General features: G+C 66.4%; 9 protein-coding genes. 5 read left to right on the top strand and 4 right to left on the bottom strand.

Features of this window, described 5'->3' with window-relative positions:
* Positions 1-82 precede the first annotated feature (82 nt).
* Positions 83-1,027: a carbon-nitrogen hydrolase family protein gene (locus NSE01_RS14995; RefSeq protein WP_147160453.1), complete on the bottom strand. Its 945-nt coding sequence runs from the start codon at positions 1,025-1,027 to the stop codon at positions 83-85.
* A gap of 93 nt (positions 1,028-1,120) precedes the next feature.
* Here NSE01_RS14995 and NSE01_RS15000 point away from each other — a divergent pair, with 93 nt between their 5' ends.
* The 5 genes from NSE01_RS15000 to NSE01_RS15020 all read left to right on the top strand — a co-directional run bounded on the left by NSE01_RS15000 (position 1,121) and on the right by NSE01_RS15020 (position 8,444).
* Positions 1,121-1,864 carry an SDR family NAD(P)-dependent oxidoreductase gene (locus tag NSE01_RS15000; RefSeq protein ID WP_147160454.1) on the top strand — a complete coding sequence of 248 codons (744 nt, stop codon included), beginning with the start codon at positions 1,121-1,123 and terminating at the stop codon, positions 1,862-1,864.
* A 1-nt stretch (position 1,865) separates the two neighbouring features.
* On the top strand, positions 1,866-2,462 hold the full coding sequence (locus NSE01_RS15005) for a 2-hydroxychromene-2-carboxylate isomerase (protein WP_147160455.1): 597 nt from the start codon (positions 1,866-1,868) through the stop codon (positions 2,460-2,462).
* A 101-nt stretch (positions 2,463-2,563) separates the two neighbouring features.
* Positions 2,564-3,826: an efflux RND transporter periplasmic adaptor subunit gene (locus NSE01_RS15010; protein ID WP_147160456.1), complete on the top strand. Its 1,263-nt coding sequence runs from the start codon at positions 2,564-2,566 to the stop codon at positions 3,824-3,826.
* Complete coding sequence (locus NSE01_RS15015) at positions 3,823-6,999, top strand: efflux RND transporter permease subunit (protein ID WP_147160457.1); 3,177 nt, start codon at positions 3,823-3,825, stop codon at positions 6,997-6,999. Before NSE01_RS15010 ends, NSE01_RS15015 begins: the two co-directional genes overlap by 4 nt.
* Complete coding sequence (locus NSE01_RS15020; protein ID WP_147160458.1) at positions 6,996-8,444, top strand: efflux transporter outer membrane subunit; 1,449 nt, start codon at positions 6,996-6,998, stop codon at positions 8,442-8,444. The genes NSE01_RS15015 and NSE01_RS15020 overlap by 4 nt, the downstream gene beginning before the upstream one ends.
* Before the next feature lie 9 nt (positions 8,445-8,453).
* Here the strand turns inward: NSE01_RS15020 and NSE01_RS15025 are convergent, their stop codons facing one another.
* From NSE01_RS15025 to NSE01_RS15035, 3 genes are all read right to left on the bottom strand, one after another.
* Positions 8,454-9,758 (bottom strand): sensor histidine kinase, encoded by a 1,305-nt coding sequence (locus NSE01_RS15025; protein WP_147160459.1) that lies wholly within the window; start codon positions 9,756-9,758, stop codon positions 8,454-8,456.
* A complete protein-coding gene (locus NSE01_RS15030) occupies positions 9,755-10,432 on the bottom strand; it encodes a response regulator transcription factor (protein ID WP_170233852.1) in 678 nt (225 codons plus the stop codon). The genes NSE01_RS15025 and NSE01_RS15030 overlap by 4 nt, the downstream gene beginning before the upstream one ends.
* 172 nt (positions 10,433-10,604) lie before the next feature.
* Positions 10,605-11,558 (bottom strand): TauD/TfdA dioxygenase family protein, encoded by a 954-nt coding sequence (locus tag NSE01_RS15035; protein ID WP_147160461.1) that lies wholly within the window; start codon positions 11,556-11,558, stop codon positions 10,605-10,607.
* Positions 11,559-11,571: the final 13 nt, after the last annotated feature.

Raw genomic sequence — 11,571 nt, forward strand, 5'->3', positions numbered from 1 at the left:
GCGACTCTCGACGGAGCCTTTGAACTTGCACTTAGCCTAGAGTTTGCATCGATTCAATCGAGTGAATCAATCGCACGTGCAATCATCCATCATCGTCCATCCACGCCACCGCCGCCTTGGCCCGCCGGTCCACCGTCAGGCGGAACACGTCGGGGCGTGAATAATGCCCCACCGCATCGAAATCATAGCGGGCGCGGGCGATCTCGGCCGGGTCGATATCGGCATAGAGCACCGTCTCGCCGCTATAGTCCGGCCCCGCCAGCATTTCGCCGAGCGGCCCCACGATCAGGCTCCCGCCGCGCATCAGCACGGTGTCCGGATCCTCGCCCAACACGCATTCCTGCCCTTCAGGCAGATCGCGCCGCTTGAGGTACTGGCAGGAGGAAAGCACGTGGCAGCGCCCCTCGAGCGCGATGTGCCGCATGGTCGAAACCCACCCGTCGCGGTCATCGGCGGTCGGCGCGCAGTAGAGCGTCACGCCCTGACCATACATCGCCATGCGCAGCATCGGCATGTAGTTTTCCCAGCAGATCACCGCGCCCACGGTGCCGAGCGCCGTCTCCACCGCCGGGAGCGTGGAGCCATCACCAAAGCCCCACACCAGCCGCTCAGCTGCAGTCGGCATCAGTTTGCGGTGGTGCGCCATGGTGCCGCGTTCGCCGTCGATGATGAGGGCCGTGCAATAGAGCGTCGAGCCCACGCGCTCGATCACTCCGATCACCACGACCATGCCAGCCGCGCCCGCCGCCTCGCGCACCAACGCGATTTCCGGGCCCTCCAGCGCCACCGAAGCGGCATAGTACCGAGCATAGGCCTCACGCCCTTCTGGCAGACGCAACCCGATCGGTGCGCCGAACCGCGCGCCCTTGGGGTAGCCGCCGATGAAGGCCTCGGGAAACACCGCCAGCCGCGCACCTGCCGCGCCGGCTTCGGCTATCAGCCGGGCAGCCTTGGCCGCAGATGCGCCGCTTCCGGCGGGGTCGGATGCCGCCTGCACAACGGCGGCGCGGAATGGTGAATGGCTCATGGCGTGAAACCTAGCAGCGCCGATTCCTTCCGGCGATTGCTATCTGCACGCCGCGCGAGCTACGAATGGCAGATAAGCGAACGGGAGAGAGGCATGAGCGACCCATCAGCCACAGGCGTCTGCCTCGTCATCGGCGCGGGCGACGGGCTTGGCGGCGCCATTGCGAAGGCATTCGCCCGCACCGGCCTCACCGTCTGTGTCACCCGCCGCGCCCGCCATCTCGATCAATTGGAAGCGCTCTGCGCCGAAATCCGCGCAGAGGGCGGCACGGCCCATGCCTTCGGCGTCGATGCGCGCTCCGAAGAGGAAACCGCAGCCCTGTTTGACCGGATCGAGCGCGAGATTGGCCCCATCGCGGTCACCGTGTTCAACATCGGTGCGAACGTCCGTTTCGGCATCCGCGAGACGACCTCGCGGGTGTTCCACAAGGTCTGGGAAATGGCGTGTTTTGCGGGGTTCCTTGCGGGCCGCGAAGCCGCGCGCGTGATGGCACCACGGGGGAGCGGTACGATCCTGTTCACCGGCGCGACCGGATCGCTGCGCGGCGGCGCGGGGTTTGCTGCCTTTGCCGCCGCCAAGCACGGCCTGCGCGCGATTGCACAATCCATGGCGCGCGAACTTGGACCTGAAGGCGTCCATGTCGCCCATGTCGTCTGCGATGGCGCCATCGATGGCGTTTTCCTGCGCAGCCGCGTAGAGGATGTCGCGCCGCTGCTCGCCGAAGACTCGGTGCTCAAGCCTGCCGATGCCGCCGAGGCCTTCGTCTGGCTGCACCAGAAACCCCGCTCGTCGTGGACGCACGAGCTTGACCTTCGCCCCTGGCAGGAGCGCTTCTGAGATGCCCAAGACGATCGAGTTCATTTTCGATTTCGTGAGCCCCAACGGCTACCTCGTGTGGCAGCCGCTGCGGGAGCTGGCCGCGCGCAAGGGGGCCGCGATTTCGCTGACACCTGCGCTGCTTGGCGGCATGCACAAGCTGACGGGCAATGCCCCGCCGTTCATCCGCGATGCCGATGTGAAGGGCAAGAATGCCTATGCCCAGCTTGAGATGCAGCGCTTCATCGCGCGCCATGGCCTGACGAAGTTCCGCATGAATCCGGCCTTCCCGTTCCGCTCGGTCGAACTTCTGCGCATGCTGCTGGCCGCCATCGACCTCGGCTGCGGGGAGGCTTTTGCCGATGCGTTCCTCCGCGCGATCTGGGAAGACGGGCTTGATCCCTCCGATACCGCCGCGGTCGAAGCCGTGATCGCCGCCGCCGGCCTTCCCGCCGCCGCGCTGGCCGAAGGGGCGCAGTCCCAGGCCGTCAAGGACCGCCTTGCCGCCAATACGCAGAGCGTGGTCGATCGCGGAGCTTTCGGCATTCCCACGTTCTTCGTGGATGGCGAGATGTTCTTCGGCAAGGAACGCCTCAGCCAGATCGAGGAACTGCTCTAGGGGAACGCCCGATCAAGGCGTGCTGTGCATCGAAGGAGACCTGTAAGCAGGGTGTAAGTGCTGTGGCCTAGGGGCACCAATCGCAATCTGGTGCCCCACTGATGCCCACTACAGATCTCCAAGACGCCCCCGCTCCCGCACAGAAGCTTACGGCCCGGCAGCAGCTCCGCCTGCTTGCCATCGCGGTTGCAGCGCTGGCCCTGCTCGCGCTTGCCGGCTGGCTCGTTGCGCTGCTGTTCCAGCCAACTCCTGCAGTCGTCCCGGTTGATCCGCCGGGGACGTTCCGGCCCACGCAGGAGCAACTCTCCACGCTTTCGCTCGAGAAGGTGGGTTCTGGCCAGGCCGAGCGGATCACCACGGCGTCCGGCTCGATCGAGGCTGACGGCGATCTCAGCACGCCGGTTCTGCTGCCTTACTCCGGGCAGGTGATGAAGGTGCTGGTCGATGCCGGGCAGGTCGTGAAGGCGGGCCAGCCCTTGCTGACGATCCGCACCACCGATTTCGTCGATGCCCGTAATTCGCTGTTCTCGGCCGAAGCGACGTGGCGGTCCGCGCAGGCCGCCCTGCTCAATTCCCGCCGCAACGCGGAGCGCGCGAAGGCGCTGGCGGAAACTGCCGGCGGCGCACGCAAGGATTACCAGCAGGCCCTTACCGATCTCGCCGCAGCCGAAGCGCAGGAGCGCAGCGCGGAAGCAGCAGTTGGTGCCGCGCGCGACAAGCTGGCCATCCTCGGCAAGTCGGCAGGTGAAATCCAGCGGCTGGAATCGGCGCGGGAGATCAGCGGGCTGCATGAAGTGACCACGTTCCATGCGCCCATCAGCGGCACGGTGGCGCTGCGCGATGTCTCGCCCGGGCAATATGTCGGTGTCGGCGGTGACAAGCCTGTATTCACGATCACCGATGCCTCGCGCGTGTGGCTTCAGGCGCAGATCGCCGAAAGCGATGCCTCGGGCGTCCACGTGGGCGACAAGGTCGAGGTGATTACCCCGGCCTGGCCCGGGCGCAAGTTTACCGCCGTGATCGACCTCGTCGGGGCCGGGCTCGATCCCATGACCCACCGTCTGCCCGTGCGCGCAACCATCGCCAATCCCGATGGGGCGCTCAAGCCGCAGATGTTCGCGAGCTTCTCGATCCAGCATTTCAGCACCGGCACGCGCCTCCTCGTCCCCTCGACGGCGGTGATCCATGAAGGCGATTCAGCACGGGTGTGGGTGCTGCGGCCCGACAAGCGCCTCGCCAGCAGGCAGGTCCGCGCCGGTGAGGATCAGAACGGCCGGATCGAGATCCTGAGCGGCCTGCGCAGCGGCGAAACCATTGTCACCGCCGGCGCGCTCTTCGTGAACGAGGCGGGGCTGGGCAAATGAACCGCCTGCTCCGCTTCGCGCTGCGGCAGCGACTGCTGATCGTTGCCGTCTTCGTGACGGTGCTGGTCGCAGGCGGCTTCGCGTTTGCCGCGCTCAACATCGAGGCCTATCCGGACCCGGTTCCGCCGATGGTCGAGATCGTCACGCAGACGCAGGGCCTTTCGGCCGAGGAGATGGAGCGCAATGTTACCGTCCCCATCGAAGTCGCCATGGCGGGCATTCCGCACCTGACGACGGTGCGGGCGATTTCCCTGTTCGGCCTTTCCGACGTGAAAGTGCAGTTCAGCTACGACCTGACCTTCCAGGAAGCGCAGCAACAGGTCATCAACCGGCTGGCCCAGTTGCCGCCGCTGGCAGGCGGCGCGCAGCCAACGCTTTCGCCGACCAGCCCGATCGGCGAAATCTACCGCTATCGCATCGTCGCGCCCGACGGCTATTCGCCGATGGATCTCAAGACCTTGCAGGACTGGATCCTGCAACGCCGGTTCAAGCGCATCCCGGGCGTGGCCGACGTGACCGGCTGGGGCGGCAAGTTGCGCGCCTATCAGGTCACTGTCGACAACGACCGGCTGGTCGCCCACGGCGTGACCACCGCGCAGGTGATGCAGGCGCTCGCCAGGAGCGACAGCAATGTCGGCGGGCAGACGATCAACTTCGGCTCGCAGGCGGCCATCGTGCGCGGCGTCGGCCTCATCCAGTCACCCTCGGCGATCGAGAATGTGCTGGTCGGCACGGCGGGCGGAACACCCGTGCTCCTCAAGGATGTTGCCAAGGTCTCGATCGGCAATCTGCCGCGCCTCGGTATCGCCGGGTACAACGGGATCGACGATATCGTCGAAGGCATCGTCCTGATGCAGCGCGGCGCCAAATCGATGCCGACGATCCTTGCGGTGCAGAAGGAAGTAGCGGAAATCAACGCTTCGGGCGTGCTGCCGCCGGGCGTCCATCTCGAACGTATCTACGACCGTTCCGACCTCATCCGCCTGACGACCCATACGGTGCTCGAAAACCTCATGGCGGGGATCATCCTGATCTTTGCGCTGCAGTGGATCTTCCTCGGCAACCTGAGGAGCGCGCTGATCGTGGCGGCGACGATCCCCTTTGCGCTCGCCATCGCGGTACTGATCCTCGTCGCGCAGGGCGAAAGCGCCAACCTGCTGTCCGTCGGTGCGCTCGATTTCGGGCTCGTGGTCGATGCCAGTGTCATCATGGTGGAGAACATCTTCCGCCACATGGTCGAGCGATCCGTCGCGGTGGAGGGGGGCCATGGGCACTTCAGCCCCGCCAGCCGGATGAGCGCGATCCTCCACGCCGGGTCCGAAGTGAGCCGGGGCATCTTTTTCGCCGCCGCGATCATCATCGCCAGCTTCCTGCCGCTGTTCACGCTGACCGGGGTCGAAGGCCATATCTTCGGACCGATGGCCAAGACCTATGCCTACGCCATCACCGGCGGCGTCATCGCCACCTTCACGGTCACGCCGGTACTTTCGGCCATCCTGCTGCCCGATCAGCTGTCCGAGGTCGAGACCAAGCTGGTGGCGTGGCTGCGCCGTCTGTACGAACCGGCGGCCGCTTTCGCGCAGGCCAACCGGGTCCTCACGTTCGGCGGCGCGGCGATTGCGCTGGTGGTTGCGGGGATCGGCGTCAGGGCGCTCGGCATCGAGTTCCTGCCGCATCTGGAGGAAGGCAACCTCTACATCCGCGCCAGCCTGCCGCCCTCGATCAGCCTCGAAGCAGGCCAGCCGGTGGTCAACGCCATCCGCCGCGATCTTGCGCGCTATCCTGAAACCAGTGCGGTTCTCTCGGCCCATGGCCGCCCCGATGATGGCACCGATGCGACCGGCTTCTTCAACGCGGAATACTTCGTGCCGCTCAAACCGGCCAGCGAGTGGCCCTCGGGGATGACGAAGGAAAAGCTCGTCGACGATATGTCGAGCAAGCTGAGCAGCCGGTACCCCGGCGTCGATTTCTCGTTCTCCCAGATCATCGAGGATAACGTCGAAGAGGCCGCATCGGGCGTGAAAGGCGCGAATTCGATCAAGCTCTATGGCCCTGACCTTGCCACGCTGGAAAAGACCGCCGACGCGATCAAGGCGCAGATGGCCAAGGTTGACGGCATCGCGGATCTTGGCGTGTTCCAGTCGCTCGGCCAGCCTACTGTCCGCATCGATGTCGATCTCGCCCGCGCCTCGCGCTATGGCCTGACGCCGGATGACATCAACCAGACCGTTGCCGCGGCAATTGGCGGCAGCAGCACGGCGCAACTCTACGAGCCCGGAACCGATCGACACTTCCCGATCGTGGTGCGCCTGCGCGCGGATCAGCGCGGGTCGCTTGAGGCCATCCGCCAGATCACCGTCGGTGCCCCGGCACCCGGCGGTACGGGCCAGATCCAGGTGCCGCTGTCGGAAGTCGCCAATATCCGCCTGACCACCGGCGCGTCGTTCATCTACCGCGAGCATCAGGAACGCTACATCCCGATCAAGTTCAGCGTTCGCGGACGCGATCTGGGCAGCGCGGTGGCTGAGGCGAAGGCCCGTATCAAGGCTCACGTCACGATCCCCTCGGGCTATCACCTCGAATGGGCAGGCGAACTCGATAACCTGCAGAACGCGATTGCCCGGCTTGAGATCGTCGTGCCGATCAGCCTCATCCTCATCCTGATCCTGCTCTACGCCAACTTCGGCTCCATCCGGGATACCCTGCTGGCCTTTTCGGCGATCCCGATGGCCATCGTCGGCGGGGTGCTGGCGCTGGCGCTGACGGGCACGCCGTTCAGTATCTCGGCGGCGATCGGCTTTGTCGCGCTGTTCGGCATTGCGGTGATGGACGGCATCCTCATCGTCACGACCTTCAACCAGGTCGTCGACGATGGCGCGACCCGCCACGTGGCGGTCCGCCGCGCGACGGCAAACGCCATGCGGCCGGTGCTGATGACCTGCCTCGTCGCTGCAATCGGCCTCCTTCCTGCGGCGCTCTCGAACGGGATCGGCAGCCAGGTGCAGAAGCCGCTGGCGCTGGTCGTCGTCGGCGGCATGGCGCTTGCGCCGCTGCTCATCCTGCTGGTGCTCCCGGCTCTCGTCGAGCGCTTCTCGCTGCACCTGCCGCGTGACGATCGCGGTCCGCATGGACGCGATATCGGCCACCACACGGACGAGGGAGAACCGGCATGATGCCGCCTATGCGCTTCGCCCTTCCGCTTGCCGCCTGTGCCCTGACCGCAGGCTGCACCGGGATCGGTGATCCGAACGCCGTTGCGCCGCTGCCCTCGGTAGCAGGGGCCTCCGCGCCAACCACGACTGCGGGCGGGGGCGCCATCACGGCGCAGTCCTTCGCTGTGGGTGAGACGACGCCGCGCGCGTGGTGGACGAGGTTTGGCTGCGAAGATCTCGACAAGCTGGTCAGCGAAGGACTTGCCGGCAGCAACGACATCGCCGCAGCCGACGCAGCCTTGCGGGCGGCGCGGGCGCAGGCTGGTGCTGCCGGTGCGGCATTGGGGCCTGCGGTTGATGCGGGCTACTCCGCGCAGCGCACGCGCAGCCCCAATTCGCTGCAGTCGCCGCTCGCCGATTCCACCCAGACGCTTTATTCCCTGCAGACCGCACAAGTGACCGTGAGCTATCCGCTCGATCTCTTCGGCGGACTGCGGGCGCGGCGCCAATCGGCACGTGCGGCGGCAAAGGTTGCGGCGGCCCACCTCCTCGCCGCCCGGCAAACGCTTGCCGCCAATCTCGTCATCGCGGCCGTCAGCCGGGCCGCGCTCGAAGATCAGATTGCGGCCACCGAGGCTTCGATCGCATCAGCCCGGCAGATGCTCGAACTCACCCGCCAGCGCCGCGCGCTTGGTGCGTCCGGTGATGCCGATGTCACCGCGCAGGAAGCCGCGCTCGCTACGCAGGAAGCGGTGCTGCCCGCGCTCCAGCGCGGCGAGCTTCACCAGCGGGCGCTGATCTCTGCGCTGCTCGGCCGTGCGCCGGGGGAACCCTTGCCTGCGCTGCCCGGTAGCACCTGCCTAGCACTGCCGCCGCAGGTTCCCGTCGCGCTGCCCGCTGCCGTGGTGCAGGGCCGGCCCGACGTGCAGGCCGCTGCTGCCGCCGTCGAAGGCGCCGCTGCCGATGCGCGAGCCGCGGTTGCCGCGCGGTTCCCCTCGCTGATGCTGAGCGCCAGCGCGGGCGGCACGGCGCAGACCTTTTCCAGCATGTTCACCGATGGCAACGTCTTCTGGTCGCTGCTCGGGAACGTGAGCGCGCCGGTCTTCCATTCTGGCGCCCTGCGCCGCCAGCAGCAGGCAGCAGTTGCCCTGCTCGAGGAAAGCAAGGCGCAGTACCGCACCGTGGTGCTGCAGGCCTTCGTCGATGTGTCCGATGCCATCAATGGCCTGCAGGCCGATGCGCGGACCGAGGATGCCGCGGTGCGCGCTCTTGCGGCGGCGGAAAAGTCTTATGCGTTCACGAAGCGCCAGCAGCAGCTTGGCGATGTCGGGACGTATGCGCTGCTTCAATCGCAGGCGGCGGTGCAGCAGGCCCGCTTGCAGCGCAGCGCGGCATGGGCGGCGCGGCTGATCGATACGGTGGCGCTCTATCAGGCCAACGGACAGGCCGAAGCGGCGCAGGATTGACCGAGAGCTCTAGCCGGCAGAGGGATAGCGCAGCGTCACCGCTGTTCCGCCGGCCTCGCTCGCGCCGAAGGCAATCGAACCGCCGGCGCTCTCGATCAGGCGCGTCACGATCGCGATGCCGAGGCCCGATCCGTGGGATTGCCCGCCATCGGCGCGGGAATAGATGCGCCGCCCATCCGATCCGTCGCGCATCCGGATGCCCGGCCCGCCATCGGCAACGACAATCATCGCCGCAGCATCATCGCACATGATCTCTATCGCGGCGCCGGGCGGGGTGTGGCGCAGGGCGTTCTCGATGATGTTGGTCAGCGTGATCCGGACAAGGCCTTCCGGCGCCAGCATGGCTGCCCCACCGCCTGAGAGCCGCACGGCGACCGGGCCGTGGCCCGATGATCCGATCAGCGGCCTCAGATCATCGACAACTTCACCGGCCACATCCGAAACCGCGCGTGGACTTGTGCTGATCCGCTCGCCGTCGCGCCCGTGCAGGGCCAGCATCTGCGTCACCACACCGTTGGCACGCGATACGGCCTCGACCACCTTGTCGCGCGGCAAGCCGTTTGCCAGCAGTTCGGCCCTGAGGCTGATCGTCGAAAGCGCGGTGCGTAGTTCGTGGGCCACGGTGGCTGAGAACACCCGCTCCCGCTCGTAGCTGGCGACGGCGCGGTCGAGCAGTTCGTTGGCGGTCTGCACCAGCGGCATGATCTCGGTCGGAACCAGTTCCTCGCGCAGCCGCGCGGCCCCGGGCCGGATCGGATCGAGCGCCCGCGCCTCGCTTGCGGCCCGCCGGATCGGCCCCATCGCCCGCCCCACCGCAATGAGGCTCGCCAGCGTGGAGCAGACCAGCGCGACCAGCACGATCACCGCAAAACGGCTGAGAAATTCGGCGGTGATGTCATCGCGCAGGACAGCGGGGTGCCGCCTGTCTTCCGCCACCACCAGCGTCTGCCCGGCGTTGATCGGCCGGGTCAGGAAATCGGAATAGCGGCCGTGGAGGAACCCTGCCCGCGACAACTGGCTTGGAGTAAGCTCCCCGATATCGGAAATGCTGGGGCCGGACAGGCGGCGGATCTGCTGCCCCGCCACCAGATAGAGGGCCACGGCACCGCCATGCAGGCCGCTGCCGGTCTGCGCGGCCAGCGGGTTGCTGGCCACCGCAAGGTACTGCGCCGCCTCGCCGTTCATGAAGCGCTCGGTCAGGTCATCGCCGATATCGTTGATTGTCTGCTTGACGATCAGGGGCAGGCCGAGCGCGAGTGCGAGCGCGACGGCGACTTGCGCGATGACGATGCGGGACCACAGGCTACGGGTCATGGCTGATCGGCCTTGAGGCAATAGCCGAGCCCGCGCAGCCAGATGATCTTGGCCGTGCAGTCCGCCGCCTTCAGCTTGCGCCGCAAGCGGTGGACGCTCACCTCCAGAGCATTGATCGTCAAGGCTTCCGTCGTCGCGCACAGAAGATCCTCCAATTGGCCCGCATTGAGCGGCCTCCCGCGTGAGCGCAAGAGCACTTCGATCAGGGTTCGCTCGCGCGCGGAAAGATCGATCGGTGCTCCGGCGATGCTCACGACATGGCTGTCGAGATCGTAGAACAGGTTGCCGCAGCTCATGGTGTTGGCGGTGCGTTGCTCCACCCTTCGCAACACGGCATTGAGGCGCGATCGCAACTCGGCGAAGAGAAACGGCTTGCCCAGATAATCGTCAGCCCCCGTATCGAGGCCGTCGATCCGCGACATGGCGTCGGATTGGGCGGTGAGAATGATGACGGGGATCCGGTTCCCGGCACGGCGCAGGTCGTTCACCAGTTCCAGACCGTCGATGTCCGGCAACCCGCGATCGATCACGGCAGCGTCAAAGGCGAAAAGTGAAAGCAGCTCTGCGGCATTGCGACCCGATGCGCAGACTTCGGCCTGCACGTTCGCATCGGTGAAGGCTGCCAGCAAGGCCTCACCCAAAGCGGCGTCATCCTCGACTACGAGCACTTTCACGAACGGCATTCCCAGGGTCGGCGCGCCTGATGGACCAAGACTGCGCGCTGGTCATCGGCATCCTCTATGCCGCCCGGATCTGTTCGACAATCCGAAGCCTGCGCATCGCACGGATCGCGGCTTCGTTTCCGCTTGCCCGTCGGAGGCCTTGCTGCCTCCGGCGGGCCGGAATTCAGGCCGGTTCGTACTGCTTGACCTTTTCCTTCTTCACCGTGCGGCTGCGGCGGCCGTCGATGGCGACGGGGACTTCACCGTTGACCGTCGCGCGGCGCAGCGTGCGGCGCTGCAGGCCGAAATCGGCGATGGCGCGGTGCTGGGTCGATTGGTTGTCCCAGAACGCCACGTCGCCCGCGCGCCAGCGCCAGCGCACGACGTTTTCGGGCCGCGTGATATGGTCCTGCAGCACATTGAACAGCCGCGCCGAATCCGCCTGATTGAGGCCGACGAACTGCTTGACGAAGTGGCCCAGCAGCAGGCTGCGCTGGCCCGAGACGGGGTGCACGCGCACCACCGGGTGCTCGGTTTCGTAGATGGTAGAGGCAAAGACGTTCTGGTTGAACTGCGAGCGGGCCTTTTCCGCCTCGTCGTTCTTCGGCGCGTTCTGGAGCACGGCAGCGTAGTCGTAGACATTGGTGTGAACCGCCCAGAGATTGTTCACCAGCTGGCGCAGCGGTTCAGGCAGGCCTTCATAGGCGGTCTCGCCATTCGCCCACAGCGTATCGCCGCCGGCTTCGGGAATGGTGATCGCGCGCAGGATCGAGCCCTTGGGATAGGCATCGACGAAGGTCACATCGGTATGCCAGCTGGAGGCGGCATAGCCTTCCTTGCTGTCGAGCTCGAGCAGATAGCGCGAACCTTCGGCGACGGGGACGGTGGGGTGCGCAACGGGATCGCCGAAGCGCGCGGCGAAGGCTTCGTGGCGCTCGTCCGTCAGATCGTGCTGATCGCGGAAGAACACGACCTTGTGGCGCACGACGGCGGCCTTGATCGCCTCGATCACGCTTTCATCGAGTTCGCCCGCTAGGCGCACGCCGCGGATTTCCGCACCGATCGTGCCGGTGACGGGGTGGATTTCGAGCGGCGAGGCAGGGTCCTTGGCATTCACATAAGTGGTAATGGCAGTCATCGTCGTTCTCCTT

Source organism: Novosphingobium sediminis (genome assembly GCF_007991615.1).
Lineage (GTDB): Bacteria > Pseudomonadota > Alphaproteobacteria > Sphingomonadales > Sphingomonadaceae > Novosphingobium > Novosphingobium sediminis.